Origin of the sequence: aff. Roholtiella sp. LEGE 12411, assembly GCF_015206995.1 — a bacterium.
Classification (GTDB): domain Bacteria; phylum Cyanobacteriota; class Cyanobacteriia; order Cyanobacteriales; family Nostocaceae; genus Komarekiella.
This window is the reverse complement of the sequence record NZ_JADEXR010000106.1, coordinates 1-20,644: the sequence shown is the minus strand read 5'-3', so window position 1 is coordinate 20,644 and position 20,644 is coordinate 1. Positions and strand designations below refer to the sequence as shown.

Annotated in this window: 14 protein-coding genes; all 14 read right to left on the bottom strand. The window is 41.2% G+C overall.

The window, feature by feature from the left end; translation table 11 throughout:
- Positions 1-210: 210 nt before the first annotated feature.
- The 14 genes from IQ246_RS20540 to IQ246_RS20475 all read right to left on the bottom strand — a co-directional run bounded on the left by IQ246_RS20540 (position 211) and on the right by IQ246_RS20475 (position 20,364).
- Positions 211-2,469, bottom strand: a complete 2,259-nt coding sequence (locus IQ246_RS20540) for an SBBP repeat-containing protein (protein ID WP_194005189.1) — start codon at positions 2,467-2,469, stop codon at positions 211-213.
- 124 nt (positions 2,470-2,593) lie between these two features.
- Positions 2,594-4,120, bottom strand: a complete 1,527-nt coding sequence (locus tag IQ246_RS20535; protein WP_194005188.1) for an MFS transporter — start codon at positions 4,118-4,120, stop codon at positions 2,594-2,596.
- An 8-nt stretch (positions 4,121-4,128) separates the two neighbouring features.
- Positions 4,129-5,379 carry a glycosyltransferase gene (locus tag IQ246_RS20530; RefSeq protein WP_194005187.1) on the bottom strand — a complete coding sequence of 417 codons (1,251 nt, stop codon included), beginning with the start codon at positions 5,377-5,379 and terminating at the stop codon, positions 4,129-4,131.
- A gap of 41 nt (positions 5,380-5,420) precedes the next feature.
- On the bottom strand, positions 5,421-6,548 hold the full coding sequence (gene glf, locus IQ246_RS20525) for a UDP-galactopyranose mutase (RefSeq protein ID WP_194005186.1): 1,128 nt from the start codon (positions 6,546-6,548) through the stop codon (positions 5,421-5,423).
- A 147-nt stretch (positions 6,549-6,695) separates the two neighbouring features.
- Entirely contained in the window at positions 6,696-8,237 is a 1,542-nt protein-coding gene (locus IQ246_RS20520; RefSeq protein ID WP_194005185.1) for a GMC oxidoreductase, read from the bottom strand.
- 144 nt (positions 8,238-8,381) lie between these two features.
- On the bottom strand, positions 8,382-9,905 hold the full coding sequence (locus IQ246_RS20515) for a GMC oxidoreductase (protein WP_194005184.1): 1,524 nt from the start codon (positions 9,903-9,905) through the stop codon (positions 8,382-8,384).
- Between the two features lie 396 nt (positions 9,906-10,301).
- Positions 10,302-11,135, bottom strand: coding sequence for an SDR family oxidoreductase (locus IQ246_RS20510; RefSeq protein ID WP_194005183.1), 834 nt, complete (start codon positions 11,133-11,135; stop codon positions 10,302-10,304).
- A 107-nt stretch (positions 11,136-11,242) separates the two neighbouring features.
- Entirely contained in the window at positions 11,243-12,397 is a 1,155-nt protein-coding gene (locus IQ246_RS20505) for a glycosyltransferase (RefSeq protein WP_244142102.1), read from the bottom strand.
- Positions 12,398-12,472: 75 nt separating this feature from the next.
- Complete coding sequence (locus tag IQ246_RS20500) at positions 12,473-13,339, bottom strand: SDR family oxidoreductase (RefSeq protein WP_194005182.1); 867 nt, start codon at positions 13,337-13,339, stop codon at positions 12,473-12,475.
- A gap of 9 nt (positions 13,340-13,348) precedes the next feature.
- Positions 13,349-15,214: a hypothetical protein gene (locus tag IQ246_RS20495; protein WP_194005181.1), complete on the bottom strand. Its 1,866-nt coding sequence runs from the start codon at positions 15,212-15,214 to the stop codon at positions 13,349-13,351.
- A 66-nt stretch (positions 15,215-15,280) separates the two neighbouring features.
- A complete protein-coding gene (locus tag IQ246_RS20490; RefSeq protein ID WP_194005180.1) occupies positions 15,281-15,592 on the bottom strand; it encodes an acyl carrier protein in 312 nt (103 codons plus the stop codon).
- Positions 15,593-15,793: 201 nt separating this feature from the next.
- Positions 15,794-18,367, bottom strand: a complete 2,574-nt coding sequence (locus IQ246_RS20485; protein ID WP_194005179.1) for a type I polyketide synthase — start codon at positions 18,365-18,367, stop codon at positions 15,794-15,796.
- A gap of 173 nt (positions 18,368-18,540) precedes the next feature.
- Positions 18,541-19,959: a hypothetical protein gene (locus IQ246_RS20480; protein WP_194005178.1), complete on the bottom strand. Its 1,419-nt coding sequence runs from the start codon at positions 19,957-19,959 to the stop codon at positions 18,541-18,543.
- A gap of 78 nt (positions 19,960-20,037) precedes the next feature.
- Positions 20,038-20,364: an acyl carrier protein gene (locus IQ246_RS20475; protein WP_194005177.1), complete on the bottom strand. Its 327-nt coding sequence runs from the start codon at positions 20,362-20,364 to the stop codon at positions 20,038-20,040.
- Between the last annotated feature and the right edge of the window lie 280 nt (positions 20,365-20,644).

The window sequence follows — 20,644 nt, the reverse complement described above, 5'->3', positions numbered from 1 at the left end:
GCAGTTCCTCAGTTTGTATATCAGGAGACACCAACGAGAAATCCTTGAGATGCACCACACTCAACTTCCATGCTTGGGAACAATGCTTAATTTACATGATTTTTAGCCTTAACTGAACCGTATTGGAGGGGGCCCGAGCTCCCCATGCCCAAAAACTCCATCCCCTTGTGGATGGAGTTTTTCATACCTCTCCAACACACCACTCAAAATTTACGCTTGTAAAAAGTTCAAATCATTACTATTAAGGAAGGGGGCATTACCACTAGCAACTCCCTCAGACAAGACTGTATTAAAAGAGTTTTTAGCATTAGAGTCAAATACACCTGCAAGACCAGAAACGATTTGTCCATAGTTGAGTGTAGTGTCGGTGCTAGCACTTCTCGCCAAAGTAGAGTTAGTGCTAGTGCTATTAATACTTATCCCCGCAGCAGGGTTAATGCGATTATCTCCAGTGGGGAGTTTTTCGTCAGTCACAAGCTCAGTACTGACATCAGTAACAGGGATTGCACTAGGGTTTTGAACGCTAACGACATTCTTAGCATTGCCAGTAAATTTTTTCAAGTTTCCTTTATTTGCATCCAACTCAGCTAACCAACCATCTACACCTGCGCCATTAGCTCCCGCACTACTGCTCCCTAAAAAGCCTTCAGTAAATCCAGTTACATAAAGCTTGTCAGAACTATCAACACTAAGACCTGTAGGGTAATCAAGATTGTTTTTGCTGCCAAACTGTTGAATCCACTTATTGCTACCTTCGGTGTCGAACTTTGCTACCCAGGCGTTATAAGATGAGTCTTTAGTGCCTTTTCCTAACTTATCGTTGGTATATCCCGTCAAGAAGATATTATCTTTTGAGTCGATTTCCATGTCGGATAAAAAGGTGCCATCGTCACCTTTAGAGCCAAACTGTTTAGCCCACTGCTGAGTTCCATCTGGACTAAATTTAGTTAGCCAAATATCGTAAGACTCGGATTTACTACTTTTTTGATCCTTTATTCCTAACTCACCTGTTGTCCATCCTGTAGTGTAGATATTGCCCTTACTATCAGTATCAACAGCCCATGCAAAATCAAGACCTTCATTTTTGCTGCCAAACTGTTGAGTCCACTGCACTTCACCAGTAGAGTTCACCTTTGTTAACCAGGCATCGTATTTGGAAAGTTGTCGTGATGGGTCTGATTCTTTTACTAAGCCCTGAGTCCATCCTGTCAGATAAGAGTTACCTGCATTATCGACGGCTACGTCATAACATTCGTCAAAGAAAAAACTTCCAACTTCTCTAAACCACTGCTGGTTGCCACTGCTGTCTAACTTCGTCACCCAAGAATCATCTTGAACATTAAAATTGAAGATATCTCTTCTTGTATTTTCCTTAATTGCTAATCCGGATATGTAAACATTGCCTGCTTTATCTACATCGAGTCCAAAAGCACTGTTAGCATAACCTCCAGTCGATTTAACTCCAATCTGCTTACTCCACAAAACATTGCCATTGCTGTCATATTTAGCTACCCAAGCATCCTGAGTTTCTGACTCTTTAGGGGAAAATAAATCGCCTCCCGTGAGTCCTGCGAGGTAGAAATTACCCTGACTATCTGTAACGACGGCATAGGCTGACTCAGCACCGGCAGAGCCAATTTGCTTAAGCCACGACTGCTTCCCTTTATTGTCATATTTAGCTACCCAGACATCTGTAGAACCTTTATTAGTTCCTTGCAATGCTCCACTAGTAGATCCTGTTATGTAAACATTGCCTGAACTATCTGTAGCAGCAGCAAGGCTGAAATCTATACCAGTAGTCCCTAATTGACTAATCTTTTTGATACTAGGTTTGGTTTGTGGTTTGTTACCGACAAATTTGAAATATTTGTCATTTAAATTTAAATCAACTTCCGGCTTTGAAATTACATAACCAACGAGATCAGGTTTTCCTTGTTGTAGCGAAAAGATTGCCTTTCCAGAAAAAGGTTGTGCGATTCCTTCAACCTTTAATCCATTAACTTCTACTATTCGATAGTCTTCCGGTTTTCCATTGAGTTGTATGGTATCTTGAGCAGGGCTAAAATCATAAATTACAGCAAACTCATTTAAACCAAGAAAGTTCTTTTTTATTAAAGAATCTGAGAGTCCGCTATTATCTGTATAGTAGGGTCGATTCTCATCGCCAAGCACAAATCTATCTGCCCCTATTGATGGTATATCCCTATCCAGAATCAGTAAGGGATTACCACCTTGCTGAGTATTTTGAATATTTACAATGATTTCATACTCTGCTTGTGAATTATCAAATATGTCACCAAACAGAAAATCAATATTTCGCTTTTCATTATTGTTTGCTCCAGGATCGTAAGCGTAAATAACATCGTTGCCAGCCCGTGCAAAAACGGCTTCAAACTCTGCATTAGGGTCTCCTGTAGCTAGATCGCTGCCAGGAGTAAATAGTGAGACAATAAGATTGAAATCAGCCATTTTGTTTTACCTCTAAGTTTCAAGGATTTGAATTGTTTGGAAATACAATTTGCCAATGGAGGCGTAATTTACGTTGGGTGAAAAACTTTTATACATTTAACCTCTCTTAACCTCTCTGTCTTTCTCATTTTTTATAAGTAGAAGATTGATTAAAAGTCGATGGAACAAAGACCAGAATTAATATTGCCCCAACTAAAAGAGCAACACTTGCTACTAGTACCGCAGCGTGAAGTCCTGAAACGAAGGCATTGCCAAATGCTTGATGCCAAGCAAGCAAAGAAATATTAGTTGGGAGGTCACTGGGAACTTTAGCTCCACCGTGTAAAGCATCAGCGATCAGTCGCTCCTGAAGATTGTAAGGTAAATTCCAAGACATTAGCGATCGCTTCAAGTCTAAAGTCAGCCATTGTGTAAGAATCGTTCCTTGTATAGCAATTCCCAAGACACCGCCGATTCTGGTACTCATATTCAGTAGCGCTGAGGCAATTCCCGCTTTGCTTGAGGGTGCTGAATTTAGAGCTGCTGCTGTTAAAGGTGGGAGTGTCAAACCACTGCCAAAGCCTGAGAGCATGAGGCTCCACAAGATTTTTGCATACTCAGTATCGGCATTGATTTGGGTAAACAACAATGTAGCTATACTTGCCAATATCAGTCCCGTCGTCATGGTAAAGCGCCACCCAAGGCGAGCCGCAATCCATCCGGAAAAGAGCGATGCGGTCACAAAAGCTGCGTTCATCGGCAAGAAACGTACACCAGCTGCTGCTGCTGAATAACCCTGCACTTGCTGCAAGAAAAGGCTGAAAATGAACAGCAAACTGATGATCGTGAAAAAGAGCAAAATCGAGACGAAATTGACTACAGTAAAAGTTGGGTTGCGAAACAAATGTAGTGGCAACATCGGATGGCTGCTGTAAGACTCAACAACCAAAAATGCTACAAAACTGAGTCCGGCAATTGTTAGCAGCCACACAACCAGTGGAGATTGCCATATTCCGTTGTTGCTCTCAGTCAGTGTATAGGTGAGAGCAGCTAAAAAGACGATACTGAGTACCAAACCTGGCAAATCAAGACTTTGCTTTTTCGGATTGATCACTGGAACAACACGGGAAGATATAGCAAAGGCGATCGCACCAAGTGGTACATTCAAAAAGAAAATACTTTGCCACCCCAAACTATCTACTAATAGTCCACCCACCAAAGGCCCTGCAACTAAAGCAAGTCCTGACACCGCAGACCACAAACCAATCGCTTTAGCCTGTTCCTTCGGCTCAGGGAATGTATGCGTCAGGATAGACAAAGAAATTGGAATTAAAGCAGCAGCACCAATTCCCTGAAGAACTCGCCCAGCAATCAAAATATTTAGATTGGGAGCAAAACCGCAAATTATAGAAGCGATGGTGAAAATGACTAATCCTGTCAGAAAAACTCGCTTACGCCCGTAAATATCGCCCAATGTTCCACTCGTCAAGACTAGACTAGCAGCAGGCAAGGTATAGGCGTTAAGAATCCACTGCAATCCCGACACACCAGAACCCAAACTCATCTGAATTTTGGGAAGTGCCACATTTATGACCGTATCGTCGAGATTAGTCATAAACATGGCGAAACACATTGCTCCGAGTGTGATCGCTTGCACACGACTTTGATTCATGGCTGTCACTACCTCTGCTGGAGTAATTCTGTCGCTGTTGTTTGGGCGTTAGTAGTCAGAATCCGCTGCAAAATATCAGGAATTTCAAACACAGCTTGATTGTTCACAGCGGCGACATTTGCACGGTAGTGAGCAAAATTTTCCGGTTGAAGAAACTTTTCAACTGCCCCAACAATATCCCGAAAACTGCGGAGTACCAAACCTACCTCCTTGTGTTGAATCCATTCAGTGTTGTATCGTTCCTGTGGTAGTGTGGCAAAATTACGTTCTACAATGACTGGTAATTTCATAACCAGTGCCTCGCTGAGGCTACCAGGGCCTGGTTTACCAATAAAAAAATCGCAAAGATGCATATAGTACGGAATGTCTGTAGTAAAGCTAGTGACAAACCTCTTCTGGATACCTTTGCTCTCATTTAGAGCCAAAGCTAGTTCTTCATTGTGTCCGCAAATAAAGATGAGTTGTAGCTTTTGTTGAAAACACTCCAGACGCTTGGCAATTTCTAGCATTACTTTAGAACCAAACCCCCCGAATAATACAATTCCTGTAAGACAGTCTGGGTCTAAACCTAAACGTTCTCTTTCAGTACGGCGTAGGTCTAGCCCGCCGCAGGTATCGCCTGCAAGAGGTTCGTAAAAGCGGGGGTGAATAATCATTCCTGAAGTTTGGATAATTCGCTCTGGTTGCACTCCTAAAGCATTAGCTTGCTCGACTGCTTTTTGGGTTCCACAGACAATATAATTTCCAGTTTCTGGTTCTATATAAAAACCAGGTGGAGAATCGGCAAAATCCAGACAAATGGTCACTAAGGGGGTGTCTGGTTTTCCCTTCTGTAAGCTTTCCCATAGTCCTTTGTTATACAAAGGTAATAAAGAAATAACTAAATCTGGCTGTTGCTGACGCCAATATTCCGCAAAAAACTCGACACCGACATTGTAATTAAGTCTAAAAAGTAGTTTATCTAGGCTCACGATTAGCGGGAAAAGCCATGTCCAACCATTTTTCAGCACCTTGTTGTATAATTCACCTCCTGTCACTCCTGATAGCAGCTTATAGATATCCACAATCTTTTGTTCTTTTGTAAGGCTTTCTACCAGTTCGTCTACATCCGTAATCCTTACATCCCAAGGTAGTTTTTGCTGCTCAATTATGGAGCGTATTGCATAACAGGTGGCGTAATGTGCTCCACCATACCATGCAGTTACAACATTAATCTGAAACTTTTTGTTGGGATGCGATCGCAATGATAATGGTTCCATTAGTCTTCTTTATGGTGTGTTGTTTGTTAAATATGATTTTTCTACTTTAAATTTGCTATTTCTTTCTCAAACAAACCCAGTGCCCGAACCACTGCGTGATCCATGTCATAGTATTTGTAGTCTCCAAGTCGCCCAGCAAACAATACAGTTCCGTTGAGTTTCTCTGCTTCTTTGAGGTATAAGCTCAGGCGATCGCGGTTGTCTTCGTTGAGAATAGGGTAATATGGGTCATTTTTTCCTGGTATATAAGCTTGAGGATATTCCATCACCAAAGTAGTTTTGGCGGAGGTTTGTCCCGACAAATACTTCTGCTCAGTAATCCGGGTAATGTCGTAGTCGTTAGGGTAATTAACTGTACCAACCTCTTGATACAATTCCTGATCTAAAGTGTCAAATTGAAAGCGCAGACTTCGATAGGGCAATTCTCCATACATGTAATCAAAAAAAGTATCAATTGACCCAGTGCAGAGTATCCGATTAAACTTAACGTCGTTGATAATCTCGCGGTAATCTGTGTTCAACAGTACTTTAATATTGGAATGAGCCAACATCCGACGGAACATTTCGGTATACCCTAGCTTGGGCATAGCTTGGTAGGGGTCTTGAAAGTAACGGTTATCCCGACTGATGTAAACTGGAACACGTCCTGTAACTCCTCGATCAAGTTCCTCTGGTTTCACCCCCCATTGTTTCATGGTGTAGTGGAGAAAGACATTTTCATAAATGTAATCAGCTAGAAAAGTTAATTCTCCGCTGGTACTCTCACGCAGTTTCAAAATTGGTACTTTGACTCCAAAACCAAAGTTTTCTAAAAGTAAATTTTCTAGCTTCTCTGCATATTTTGGCGGAAACAGTGCATAGAGGGAATTTAAATTAAAAGGAATAGGGACTTTCTTTCCCTCTATCACTCCAAGCACATGATGATAATAGTGTCTCCATTCCGTAAATTGGGATAGATAATCCCAAACTTTCTTCGACTTAGTATGAAAGATGTGCGGCCCATATTTATGAACTAGGATGCCATGTTCGTTGTAGTAATCGTAGGCATTTCCGCCAATGTGATCTCGTTGTTCTACAATTAGTACTCTCTGACCTAACTGAGTCGCTATCCGTTCAGCCATTATACAGGCTGAGTATCCCGCCCCTATGATCAGCCAATCAAATATCATTGATTTCACTCCGATTATTTTTTCGACAGCATAGATAGATGTGAGTTTTAAATCCGGCAATATTTATGTTTAAAGTTTTGGATTTAAACGATTTTTAGAAGGTCATTACCTTATTAGATGCCCATTTTAATTAGCTGCGTAAATCAATCATTTTAGTCTTTCAATAAGATGCTCTCCAACCCGCAAAGCGTTCGCTATAATTGTTAACGTTGGGTTCAAAGCGGCACTAGACGGGAAAAAGCTCCCATCAACAACGTAAAGGTTATCAATGTCATGGGTGCGGCAATTTATATCAAGTACAGAAGTTTGGGGATCTTCACCAAAACGGCAAGTACCACACTGATGCCCAACATCTTTTAAGGAAAACTTTGTCGTAATATAAAGTGAAGATGAGCCATTTTTTTTATCTGATTCGATAGATTTTAAAACTTGCTTCCAGCGTTTGATTAAACGGTTAAATGCTTGTTCATTGTTATTGGTATAATCGAGAAAAATTTTCTCATCTTTGACACGCACGCGATTATTGGAATCTGGCAAGTCTTCAGTCATCAAAAACCAACCAACTGCACGATCTGCCACGGCTTTATATATTCCCCTAGGCACAAAAGGTAGTCCATTAATGGCAGCTTTCTCCTCACTGATTTTGCCGGTTAATTGCACATTTCCCATTGGGTAATCAAAACCTTTTTCTCCCCAATAAAAATCATTGACAGCAAGTGTTTTAGGAAAAACTAGAGGATTGGGTTTCATGCTCAAAGCCACCACCGCCGCATATTTATGGGCCATGTAATTGCGCCCCACCAGATTAGAACTATTTGCTAATCCGTCTGGATGTTGGTCATTGGCAGATTTGAGCAACAATACTGCTGAGTTGATTGCACCACAAGCAACAACAACTATCTCCCCTGAAAACATCTGGCTGTTGCCTGCAATTTCTGCTTCTACGCCTGTAACCTGGCGACCTGATGCATTAGTGTGCAAGCGCAAGACTTTGGCTTCGGTGAGCAAAGTCAGATTCGGATAGGCCATTGCTGGACGTACACCATTAACGTCAGCATCAGCTTTGGCATCGAGAAAACACGGGAAGCTTTCGCAAGTATCACAACGAATACAAGCACTTAAAAACCGATTAACTTCATTGAGCTTGATTCCAAGGGGTTGGTAAGAAGGATGAAAGCCTTTATCTTTAAGAGCATAGTTGATTTGTTGAATGTATGGTTCGTGGCTGATTGGTGGAAAGGGATAATCTTCACTACTTGGGGGTTCAGTCGGGTCAAAACCTCGCTGACCATGTACTTCGTAAAGTCTTTCAGCTTGAGTGTAGTAAGGAGCAAAGTCCTGGTATTTTAAGGGCCATTCTGGTGAAATACCATCTTGATGAATGACTTTTTCAAAGTCTCGTTCACGAAATCGGTACAGTGCGCTGCCGTAAAACTTGGTATTGCCACCAACGAAATAGTGCGTAAGTGGATGTATTGCTTTGCCTTTTTTGTCGTACCACACTTCGGAGGTTCGATAGCGGTCTTTTTGAACAACTTCTTTGGAATCCCAATTGGCTTTTTCTTTAGGAAGAAAAGTCCCCCGCTCTAAAACTAAAATTTTCTTTCCACTTGGTGCCAGGATATTTGCTAGAGTTCCACCACCTGCACCCGTACCAATGATGATGACATCGTAATGACCGTTAGGCATTTTTTTGAAAGGGAAGAGGTCTATTTTTAGTTTTAAATTCGGCAATATTTATGTTTAAAATTTCGGATTTCGATAATTACGAGAAAGTGGTTTTTCTATTGAATGCTGACACAGTAGCCCATGCTAATTAGCTACGTAAATCAATCATTTTAGTCTTTCAATAAGATGCTCTCCAACCCTCAAAGCGTTCGCCACAATCGTTAGCGTTGGGTTCAAAGCAGCGCTAGACGGAAAAAAGCTTCCATCAACAACGTAAAGGTTATCAACGTCATGAGTACGACAATTAACATCAAGTACAGAAGTTTTAGGGTCTTCACCAAAACGGCAAGTACCACACTGATGTCCAACTTCTTTCAAAGACATTTTTGTACTTACATAAACTGAAAATGGGTCAATAGACTTTAAAACTTGCTTCCAGCGCTTGATTAAACGGTTAAATGCTTCTTCATTGTTATTGGTATAATCGAGAAAAATTTTCTCATCTTTGACACGCACGCGATTATTGGGAACTGGCAAATCTTCAGTTGTGATGAACCAAGCAAGAGCACGCTTTGCCACTGCCTTAGCTACTCCGGTGGGCATAAAAGGTGGTCGATAAACGGCAGCTCTGTCTTCAGTGATTTTGCCAGCTAATTGGATGTTTCCCATTGGGTAATCAAAATCTTTTTCTCCCCAATAAAAATCATTGACAGCAAGTGTTTTGGTATAAACTACCGGATTGGGTTTTATGCTCAAAGCCACGACTCCCCCAAACTTATGGGCCATGTAATTGCGCCCCACCAGATTAGAACTATTTGCTAATCCGTCTGGATGTTGGTCATTGGCAGATTTGAGCAACAATACTGCTGAGTTGATTGCACCACAAGCAACAACAACTATCTCCCCTGAAAATATCTGGCTGTTGCCTGCAATTTCTGTTTCTACGCCTGTAATCTGGCGACCTGATGCATTAGTCTGCAAGCGCAAGACTTTGGCTTCGGTGAGCAAAGTCAGATTCGGATAGACCATTGCTGGACGTACCCCGTTAAGGTCAGCATCTGCTTTGGCATCAATCAAACACGGAAAACCATCGCAAGTATCACAACGAATACAAGCACTTAAAAACCGATTGACTTCATTGAGCTTGATTCCAAGGGGTTGGTAAGAAGGATGAAAGCCTTTATCTTTAAGAGCATAGTTGATTTGTTGAATGTATGGTTCGTGGCTGATTGGTGGAAAGGGATAATCTTCACTACTTGGGGGTTCAGTCGGGTCAAAACCTCGCTGACCATGTACTTCGTAAAGTCTTTCAGCTTGAGTGTAATAAGGAGCAAAGTCCTGGTATTTTAAGGGCCATTCTGGTGAAATACCATCTCGATGAATGACTTTTTCAAAGTCTCGTTCACGAAATCGGTACAGTGCACTGCCGTAAAATTTGGTATTGCCACCAACGAAATAGTGTGTATATGGACGCACTGGTTTGTTGTCTTTGTCGTACCACACTTCGGAGGTTCGATAGCGGTCTTTTTGAACAACTTCTTTGGAATCCCAATTGGCTTTTTCTTTAGGAAGAAAAGTCCCCCGCTCTAAAACTAAAATTTTCTTTCCACTTGGTGCCAGGATATTTGCTAGAGTTCCACCACCTGCACCCGTACCAATGATGATGACATCGTAATGACCGTTAGGCATTTTGATTTTGTTTTCAAGTAAGTGGTGTCTTAACCAGGACTTACGCAAGTGTCATATTTTTAACGCCAGAGGTTGTCCAGAGTCAAAGGTCAAAAGTCCAAAAAATCTTGATTCTTGACCGAATGGCACTAAGAAAAGCCCAAAGGCTTGTGTCATCTCGTTCCCAGCCCCCAGGCTGGGAAGTGTTTAAAGAGGCTCTGCCTCTTGTCAAGCTAGTGGAGGCGGAGCCTCCCAGAATGGGTTCCCAGCCCCCAGGCTCTTAACCAGTCAGAGCAAGGGCTGTATCTTTTCTTAGTGCCATTCATTCTTGACCCTTGACCCTTGACTCTTATACCAGAAGCCTTGTGTGCCAGTTGCGTAAGTCCTATTAACTTAAGTAATAAGCTTGGGTACAATTTAATTTTTAGCTAGATTTCCTTCGTGCATTTGCTTTTCTGCACAGCTTTGGTTGAGTTCGACCACACCTACCCGCCGATAAATGGCATCTCCAAATTGTGGAGAAATTTGTGAAATTGCAAATAAGATTTTGGAAGCGGCTCCATCCAATATCACTTCTTTCTGGTTTTGCTTAATGGATTGAAGTACTGCGTCAGCAACTTCTGTTGGTTGAGCAATGTGGGCTGCGCTGGGCGCTGTGATGTCAAGAGCATGATACATTCCGGCATCAGTAAATCCAGGACAGATTACGGAAACTCCGACATTGGTATTGGCTAATTCTTGCTGGATTGCATCTGACCACATTATTAAACCAGCTTTACTGGCTGAATAGATGCTGTTATAAGGCGCTCCTTTTTTGCCAGCCAAAGAGGCTATATTCACAATATGACCGCTATTGCGCTCTAACATGCTCGGTAGCACCAAACGAGTTAACTCCATCGGAGCTAAAAGATTGGTCGTTAATAAACATTGAACATCCTCTAAGGTGTATTTTTGGAAAGGTCGATATTTTTCGATTGCAGCATTATTGATTAAAATATCGATTGGGCCTGCAAGTTGCTCGATCTGCTGAACTAGAACTGAGAATTCTTCCAATTTGCTGAGATCAAATGGAATACTTATGCCTCTACCGCCCGCAGCTTCGACTTCAGCAGATATTTTATCTAGACCTTTCTGAGCACGAGAAACGCTGACTACGGTTGCCTGTTCTTTTGCCAAAGCACGAGCAATAAATGCTCCAATACCACCTGATGCACCAGTTAAAACAACTGTTTTACCTGCTATAGTTTTCATATTGCTCCTTGATTTGATGTAAAAATTCAAACGCGATCGCCTCTATCAAGCTGCTCCCAATTATTTCGGGAAATTGCCAGAAAATTTCGGATCTACTCGACCCATCTTTAAACTGGAAGTGGTTTTTGAACAGCTTTTAAGTTGGAATATTCGAGGATTTTTTCCAAATTCTCGACTACTTCAAACACAGCCCGATTGTTGTAAGCTTTGACATTTGCCTGATAGCGAGCAAAATTCTCTGGCTGGATGAGTTCTGTAACAGATTTGTTAATATCGCGAAAATTATTGACTACAATACCGAACCCTTTATCTGCAAGCCAATCAGCGCTAGCTCGTTCCTGAAACAGTGTCATGGTATTATTGCATTCTGTAATTACTGGCAGATTCATTGCTATAGCCTCGCTGACTCCGACACTACCCGGTTTGCCAATGAAAAAATCAGATAAATGCATGTAGTAGGGAATTTGACTTGTAAAACCTTCAACAAATCTCGGCAAACGACTTTCAGTATTTCGCAAATCTCTGGCTAGTTCTTCATTGCGTCCGCAGATAAATATGAGTTGCAGATTTAGTGATGACTGCTCCAAACGTTCGGCAATTTCAATCATTTCTTTGGAGCCATGACTACCAAATATGACTAAGCCAGTGGGTAAATCTGGCTTTAGTCCCAAACGTTGTCTTTCAATTTGGCGATTGCCACTCACAGGCTCATAAAATCGAGGATGAATTACTATGCCTGAAGTCTGATAAATTCTTTCCTCTGGATAATTGCAAGATTGCGCCTGCTTAACTGTTTGTTGGGAAGGACAGATGAGAAATTGCTCTTGAGCTTCTATCCAAAAGTTAGGAGGACAATCGGCAAAATCCGTGATTGAAGTAACAAAGGGAATACCTGGTAGTTCCGCCTGTAAGCTTTCGTAAAGCACTCGGTTTACCAGTGGGAGCAATGAAACTACTAAATCAGGCTGTTGCTCGCGCCAATATTTTCTTAAAAGGTTTAGCCAAGCAGAATGACACAAGCGAATTTGCAGCTTGAACAAAGGAACTGATAAGGGATCATTAATAATTTTTGCCCAATTTTTTTTCAGTACAAAATTGTTATATATGTACTGGGGCTGAGTTGTTCCAAATATTTCTTTGAAAACCTCGACTACTTGAACTTCCCAAGGCAATTTTCGCTTTTTAATAACTTCTTGTAAAGCATTGGCAGTGCTGCGGTGGCCTCCGCCCATATCGTAAATCATGAAACATACTTTTTTCATCTAATTCCATCTCCTCTATATATTGTTTTTATTGTTTATTTCAACTTGGTGATTCCTTTTGATTGTTCTAAATACTTATTTAACTAAACTCGATTTCTTCCGATAATTTTCGGCGCGGCTCTGATTTTTTATTCGCATTTGATTTAGCTTATTTACGCCAATCCACTGATTAACTACGTCTCCAAATTGGGGAAAAAATTCTTCCACTGCAAATAGCACCTTGGTCAGATTTTTCGTGATGAGATTACCATTGACAATTACTTCTGCTTTATTTTTTTCTATCGCCCTAACTACTGCTTTCGCCACATCTGCTGGTGTAGACACACCTCCAAAACTTGGTACAGGTACACCAGTATCAGCGAGCATTCCTTGTTGAGAAACATATCCTGGACAGATTGAAGAAATTTCCACACCAGCACTAGCTAACTCTTGTCTAATAGCATCAGACCACATTAATAAACCAGCTTTACTTGCAGAATAAACACTGTCGTAAGGATGTCCCTTTTTGCCAGATAGAGAGGCCATATTAACAATGTGACCACTACCCTGATTTAACATGCTCGGTAATACCAGTCGAGTTAACTCCATAGCAGCAAGTAAATTGACTGACAAAACTGATTGGAGATCTGCAAGAGCATAATCTTGGAAAGCTCGATATATTTCTATGCCAGCATTATTAACTAAAATGTCAACCGAACCTGCAAGCCGATTAATTTTTCGTTGCAAGATTGGTAGTTCTTCCACATTGCTGATATCAAAGCAAATGCCCATCGCTTTACCGCCCATAGCATCAACTTCTGCACAGACTTTATCTAGCCCCTCTTGCGATCGCGAAACGCCAATTATGGTTGCTTGTTTTTCCGCCAGGGCGCGAGCAATAAATACACCGATACCCCGTGATGCTCCTGTTAAAACTACTGTCTTGCCTGCTATGGTTGTCATATTCAGTTATCAGTTATTAGCTATATTTTCGGTAAAAGAAGCAAAATGCTTTCCACCTAATTCGATTTTTCCTTGTTTAATTCCGGTTTCTAATCTTGCTAATAAATACTCTAAATCATTAGTGATGATATTTGTGCCGTGATCTGGTTCGATCAAGCTAGCTAAAGTAATATTGTCATTGTTATTTGCTAAGTTATGAATGCCAAGAAAATTGAAAACTCCTGATTCGTAAGTTCCACAAGGTACAGAAGGATTATCAACTCCAGTACAATATTCGTTTGACTCAAACCATTCACTTGATGGATATCCGTGAAAATGAATCATTGGTGCGCCATCTTTAATTAGTTCGGGTGTGTATAAGGCTGCTGCCAGAGCAATACCAACCAAAACGTAGAGATCGTAAGAAGGTTTAATATCTACTACTGCTGGATCGATTCCTTCTGGTAATTGTAGACATAATTTGTTTTTCAAACCAATTCTGAGAATATCGCGCTCAAGGCTTAAGTCTGTCTTATTTGAACCGGAACGAGAGCTAACGAGCCAGATATCAGGAATTTGCTTATAGGAGTATTGATTTGCTATTTTTGTTTTTACATATCGTCTACCTATATCATTTTGACGGACTTCATTGCTACTAAATCCTTCTATAGCTAATAAATTTTCCCATTCACTTGCGGATATTTCGCGATCGCCTACGTATTGTGGTGCTTCAGCATAAGCAACAAAACCGTAAGAAACACCTGTTCTACCGTTAACAATCGAGTCAACAATATCTTTATGAGATTTTCTTTTAATAATTTCACCTAGCTTAAAGCCAGAAGGAAATAAACTGGTTGCTGCTAGTTTTTCACTCAATTTTACCAATTTAGCAGCATAAATAGATTGTTTTGGATCGTATTTACTTACCTCAAATCGACTCATTGGTAAAGGTGCGATCGGTACATATATTTTAGGAATCAAAGATTTAAAAACAAATTTATCAAATTTATCTCTAGAAAACAACGAATCGGAAAGATTCATATTTAAGATGGAAATATTGCTACTAGATACGCCAATGACAATCTCCGAAAACGTCCTTACTAAAGTATTTACACCAATGGCTATTTTTTGTTGATATGGAACTTCTGAATTAACAAAATTATTATCTAGTTCTGCAATTAAAATTACCAAGGTAGATGTGGGGTCTTCAAGACGTTGCATTGCATGGTCTTCAGCCCAGCCAATTAACTTAGCAATTGTCGAAACCGACATCTTGCGATTTTTTAAGATAAAACTACAATAGAATTGATAAAAACTTTCTGCAATAATACTTTTGATTTTACCTTTTAAATTCTGAGGTCTTTCAACATCAATTACTCCATTAATATCAGCTTTGACAAACCTCATCTTAATATTTTCCTTGCACTTAGTTAGGGGAATATCAATTTCATAGTTAAATTCTCTGGTTGCATCTTCCCAAGAGACAATTTCTACTCCATAGTTTTGCAGCTTAAGTTCTAATTCTTCTCTAAACTTGGAGAGAATTTCATTTTTAAACCCTTTTGGTAACGGTCTAAAAGTGACTTTTATCTGTTTCGCCATCAGGTTGGGGTCGATAATTGGTGATTTGAATTTTATAGGCGAGCGATCGCAAAATCCACCAAGTAAACGACCAATTGTTTGAAGGCTAAGTCCCGGGCCATCAGGGATAAAAGTATCACAATCATTGTTATTTTCACGCAGAAAAGAGAGAATTTCTATTTTGTGTGCGGTTATATCTGCCTGAAGCTGTGGTGTCAGAATTCCCTTGGGAGAATTAACCCTGAGCTTATCATTATCAGCCCACAACTGAACACCTTGCTCAGTAAGATTTGTCAATAGTTCTGATACGTTCATAATCAACTCAAAATTCAAAAATAGTTTTTCCAGTTATGTAAAGTTATTTCAAACCGGCTGAGATTTTTAAATTTCAAACATTTCTAATTCTGAAGCTTTTAATTCTTCAGATAAATATTGAGACAACGATTCCACATTGGGATAATTCCACATGATGAGTGGAGATAGCTGCAATCCAAAGTGTTGCTTTCCTAGGTTAGCAATGTTCATTGTCTGTACTGAATCTAAACCGTAGCTGTCGAAAGGTGCTCTAGTATCGATTTCATCAGGTTCAGTTCCTATCTGTTCAGCAATTTGACAAGTTAGCCAATCTTGCATATCTTCAACTGTCATCGATTTAGTACTGATTTGTTGATTTTCCAAAGTTGTTTCTCCCATTTACTTTTACTCTCTTGCTTTGTCAACAGATGTTCCATTTCCTATCAGATACCTATTTGATTTTTGAAAAAACTGCGTACACCTCTAACCCCCTTTTTTCCTATTCCCCATTCCCCATTCCCTATTCCCTATTCCCTATTCCCTATTCCCCATGCCCCATGCCCCATCTCTACGAATCAGTTCACGAATCAAATCGGATTACTATAGCTGTATCTGTTGCTTAGCTAATACTTCTAGTAGTTCTGGCATTAATTTCATTTGGGCTTCTGAAAAATTACCTGTCTCCCCCAGCAACTGAGCTATCTGTTGGGTTTCTCCTAAATGTAGAAAGTTAGCAAACTGCGGTTGAGTATTGTGTTCTAATGCGGTTGCTTCTTTGTGTCCATTTTCAGTGGCTTTAAACCAGTAACGTTGTCGCTGAAAAGGATAAGTTGGTAGTTGAAGACGACAACCAGGATAATCTTGGTAAAAATTAGACCAGTCTATTACTGCTCCACGAACAAATAATTCTCCTAAACTGTGGAGCATTTCTAGCCATTCCTCTTGTCCTTGACGCAAGCTAGATAAATAAACTTCCGCTTGCTTTGGTATGGAAGTTAATTTGGAAGCGATCGCCAAAAATACGTGATCACCTGCTAAAGTCTCTATACCAGCAGTCAATTTTCCTGGCTGCTGCAAATGACAACACCAATATTCTGGGGTAGCTATTTCCTTTGTCGTCAGTTCCCCAGGAAGACTGGAAATTAGGGAAATTAGTGGTTGAGAGTAGCTAACTTCTTTGGCGATTTTTGCAAAAGCCTCAACCATCTTTTCCGGCTCCAAAGAAGCTTGCATTAAACGACTTCGTTCTGTAACCAGCTTTAGAGCATCTTCGAGGTTAAACACGCCAGCTATGCAAGCAGCGACATATTCTCCCACACCATAACCCGTAACTACTTTGGGTTTAATCCCCCAGGATTGCCATAATTCGGCGAGGGCGTACTCTATAGCAAAGAGGGCAGTTTGGTTATAGGTATCTGGTAGAAAATCTTTGGTGGCTGGATACAAAATCTCAAAAAGAGACTTTTCTAAGTCAGGTTGGAGAATTTGGGCGCAACGATCAATAGCTCTACGAAAGGTGGGCTGAGTATCATAAAGTTGCCATCCCGTGGAGCGAGATTCTATCCCCTCGCCAGGAAAGAAGAAGGCAATTTTTGGGCGCTTTCTGCCTTTTACCTTACCTTTCAACAATCCAGGAATTTCCTTTTGAGCGATAAAAGTACTTAACTGCTGACGTAACTGCACGATGGATTCAGTTACGATACCAAGACGATGCTCAAAATGTGTTCGTCCGGTGTTGGCAGTAAAACAGACATCTGCCAGCGATACATCAGGATTAGACGCGAAAAAGTCTTCATACCTTTGTGCCAGTTCTCGCAGAGCCAAATCACTTTTTGCTGAGAGTGTGATTAAATGACCGCAACATTGAACATCTATGGGCGCTGGTGTTGATACTGGTGCTTCTTCTAAGATGACATGGGCATTGGTGCCTCCAAAACCAAATGCACTTACACCAGCCAAACGGCTCTGTTTCCCACGATACCATTTCTGAAGCTCCGTTGGAATTGAAAATGGGGTGTTTTCCAGAGAAATATAGGGATTAAGCTGCTTCAAATGCAGGTGAGGGGGGATTTCTTCATGTTGCAGCGACAAGACTACTTTAATCAAAGCAGAAATCCCAGCAGCAGCTTCTAAATGACCAATATTTGTCTTGACTGAGCCAATCCAACAGGGTCTATCTGGCTCGCGGCCTGCCATGAGTGCAGCTTTTAAAGCTTTAAACTCGATGGCGTCTCCGATGGATGTACCAACGGCGTGAGCGTCAATGTAGCTAATGTCTGCCGCTTGCACCTTGCCATTTTCCAGAGCTTGACGAATCACCGCCTGTTGAGCGAGTCCGTTGGGTGCGGTAAGACTGTTGCTCAGCCCATCTTGGTTAACTGCTGAACCTCTGATGAGTGCAAGAATGTTGTCTTTATCTCTGGTAGCATCACTGAGGCGCTTGAGCACGACTACGCCACAGCCCTCTCCTCTGACATAACCATCAGCGCTGGCATCAAAAGACTTACAGTGACCCTCAGATGACAGCAGACGCGTCTGAGACGAGGAGATGGTCGAATCCGGCGATAAAATTAAGTTTACTCCTCCAGCTAGGCATAAATTCGATTCTCTGTTTCGTAAACTCTGGCACGCTAAGTGGACTGTCACCAAAGACGAGGAGCAAGCAGTATCTATTGCCATACTGGGGCCACGCAAATCCAGTAAATAGGATAAGCGATTGGCTGTAATGCAGGGAGTTGTTCCCGTGCCACTATGTAATCCGATGCAAGAGAAATTTTTATAGAGAAGCCTATGATAATCGATGGTACATAGACCGATAAATACTCCTGTCTGGGTGCTAGCTAAACTAGTTGGCACTATTCCAGCATTTTCTAAAGCTTCCCAGGCTACTTCTAAAAATAATCTTTGTTGGGGGTCTGTATGCTCGACTTCATCAGGAGAAATTCCAAAAAAGTCAGCGTCGAACAAATCCACCTGCTCTAGAAAACCACCGCAACGGGTGCTCATTTTTCCTGGTGTGTTGGGATTTGGGTCGTAGTAGGCATCAATATCCCAGCGCTCTTTTGGTACGGATGCGATCGCATCTGTACCATTACGCAATAGCTTCCAGAATGATTCGGGATTCTTCGCTTTGGGAAAACGGCAACCAATGCCAATTATTGCTATGGGTTCCATCTGTATTGTTTGCCCAATAGTATTAATCAATGCTGACTAAGCTAATACACATTTATGAAGGTTGTCATTTGTCAAGAGATTTACAATTGGACTTTGGACAAATGACTAATGACGGTCTTAGCCAGTGAATGTGCAACTTGGATATTAGCTAGCTTAGCGATGAAAGTCGCCTTCTAGCTCTGTTGCTCTATGACCGATTGGGAAAACTCTTTAAAGGTTTTAGTATTCTTTTGAAGTGCTTTGCTGATTGAGCCTCCAGCAGCCATAATGCCCATTTCGCGGTTAATTTTCCACTGATAGTCTAAGCTACCGAACAATCTCCGCATAGATTCCAAGAGGCTTTGATGATATTTGAGTCCGACATGATAGCCTTCGTGTTCTTGACAGAAGCACTTTTCCATCCAATCGAGCGCTTCTTTAGTTTCCATCCCAAATAGAGGAGATTTCAAGAGTTTGTAGTAAAAGACCATTAACATCGGGTCATCGTAGACGCAACGACCGGGTAATACTCCAGAAAGACCGCTCAACAGGTTGCGTTGCGCCATATAAATCGCCAAACCAGATACAAATTTCTCGTAAGCAGTTGGCTTCGGGAAATCCTTATACATATCTTTGGCAATGGTTTGAGAAATCGTGGTATGAAAAGCTTCGTCTAATAAGTGGTAATAAGAGACAGCTGTTGGGGTGGGGATATACTCGCCTTTTTGCTCTAATTCTCGGAAATATCTGACATAAGGATATTCTTGGTTTTTGAGAATCGCATTAGCCGTATAGCGCAAGGAATAATACTGACACGCCATAAACGGCGACATTCCCCAGTGAACAGTGAAGAAACGTAACCAATGACGTGGTGCGATTCGCCCTCCTAGACCATCAGCTGGTGCGGGAATCGGCTCGCCTCTTTGCTCTAATTCTTGTAAATACCGAGAGTAATACTGTTTTTGATCACTGAGCATCGTTTTAGCGATCGCATTTAAAGTATTGTCTCGGTATTCCGTAAATGTTGAATCCCCATTACCTGATGAGGTGAAAAAATCCCGTACAGGGTGGGGAATTAAGGATTGAAGCCAATTATTATTCTCTTTATCTGATTTGCCATATAAGGAATTTCCCAATATGGTTTTACCGACTATGGCCATTTTAGTTTTGTACCCAATCTTTTGAAAGGTACGAATGTGGTAGCTTTCTTGATCAGTTTCAAAATCTAGTTCGTTACAGAGGGTTTCGTAACCGCCGACGGCGCGAAAAACGCCAGATGTTACCATGTTGTAAATACTCGTAGTGGCTTCGCTAACCGCAGTATGGTTATAGTTCCCGACCCAATAAAGATGATTGAGCGCTAGTTTTTGTGAGGGAGAAATGGCATCGTAGAGAGGCGTGCCATAAAGAAGTGAGAGTTCGGGAGGACTCCAGTAATAATTACTGTTACTAGCGTAGTTAAACTCATTACCTAAGTCTCGGAGTTTTTCTGTATAGTCTGAGTTGGTGTTGTTATGAAAAGTTTTCTCGATGATTAGAGAGTGCTTTGTTCCCTGTGCTTCTGACAGCGTTGAAGATTGAATTTTTCGATCTAGAGGTTTTCCAACTATCATGATTTTCTCCTGAAATAATCACTGAATAAGGCTGAGAATTTCTACTTGTATTGGCACTAAAGTTTGAGAAATTGGAGGTTAATTTTTAGTTCTTAACTGCGAGCTTAAATGCTGAACCAAAGCCTGAACAGTTGGGTAATCATACATGAGGGTTGGATCAATTTCTCTTCCTAACCAGTCTTCTAGGTCGCCCGTTAAACCAACTGCTGCTGAGGAATCTAAACCATAGCGGTCAAAAGGGATCGTAACGTCGATTTCGTCTGAATCTACTTCCAATAGATTAGCTACATAAGAAACTATCCAAGCCTGAATCTCTGATGCTGTTGGCATTGGCTTGGATGTATCGACTTTGCTACTCTCTAAAACCGGAGATATGGTATTTACTTCTAGATTCTGCATTTCCATCGTTTAATCCTTCGCAAGTATTAATGAATATGTATGCTTCCTGCAATAGAATTGCCAGGATGACCTGGACAGGAGTATTGGCTTGGAAAGCCCGGTGTGAAAAGTAGCAGTGAAAACCTATTTCAATTCCAAGTGTGGTCAAAGCGAACATACCGAATAGTAACGACACCTCCAGTAAACAAATCTGCGATCGCCAAAGTAATCCAATTGCAACTACAGTTCATAAACAAGGAATCAAGAAAGTCGCCAAGGCGAATGCCCCATCCCCAATCCCCAATGC

Excerpts from the sequence above, each read along its gene's own strand:
- IQ246_RS20540 (WP_194005189.1), bottom strand. The coding sequence starts at position 2,469 with ATGGCTGATTTCAATCTTATTGTCTCACTATTTACTCCTGGCAGCGAT.
- IQ246_RS20535 (WP_194005188.1), bottom strand. The coding sequence starts at position 4,120 with ATGAATCAAAGTCGTGTGCAAGCGATCACACTCGGAGCAATGTGTTTC.
- IQ246_RS20530 (WP_194005187.1), bottom strand. The coding sequence starts at position 5,379 with ATGGAACCATTATCATTGCGATCGCATCCCAACAAAAAGTTTCAGATT.
- glf (WP_194005186.1), bottom strand. The coding sequence starts at position 6,548 with ATGATATTTGATTGGCTGATCATAGGGGCGGGATACTCAGCCTGTATA.
- IQ246_RS20520 (WP_194005185.1), bottom strand. The coding sequence starts at position 8,237 with ATGCCTAACGGTCATTACGATGTCATCATCATTGGTACGGGTGCAGGT.
- IQ246_RS20515 (WP_194005184.1), bottom strand. The coding sequence starts at position 9,905 with ATGCCTAACGGTCATTACGATGTCATCATCATTGGTACGGGTGCAGGT.
- IQ246_RS20510 (WP_194005183.1), bottom strand. The coding sequence starts at position 11,135 with ATGAAAACTATAGCAGGTAAAACAGTTGTTTTAACTGGTGCATCAGGT.
- IQ246_RS20505 (WP_244142102.1), bottom strand. The coding sequence starts at position 12,397 with ATGAAAAAAGTATGTTTCATGATTTACGATATGGGCGGAGGCCACCGC.
- IQ246_RS20500 (WP_194005182.1), bottom strand. The coding sequence starts at position 13,339 with ATGACAACCATAGCAGGCAAGACAGTAGTTTTAACAGGAGCATCACGG.
- IQ246_RS20495 (WP_194005181.1), bottom strand. The coding sequence starts at position 15,214 with ATGAACGTATCAGAACTATTGACAAATCTTACTGAGCAAGGTGTTCAG.
- IQ246_RS20490 (WP_194005180.1), bottom strand. The coding sequence starts at position 15,592 with ATGGGAGAAACAACTTTGGAAAATCAACAAATCAGTACTAAATCGATG.
- IQ246_RS20485 (WP_194005179.1), bottom strand. The coding sequence starts at position 18,367 with ATGGAACCCATAGCAATAATTGGCATTGGTTGCCGTTTTCCCAAAGCG.
- IQ246_RS20480 (WP_194005178.1), bottom strand. The coding sequence starts at position 19,959 with ATGATAGTTGGAAAACCTCTAGATCGAAAAATTCAATCTTCAACGCTG.
- IQ246_RS20475 (WP_194005177.1), bottom strand. The coding sequence starts at position 20,364 with ATGGAAATGCAGAATCTAGAAGTAAATACCATATCTCCGGTTTTAGAG.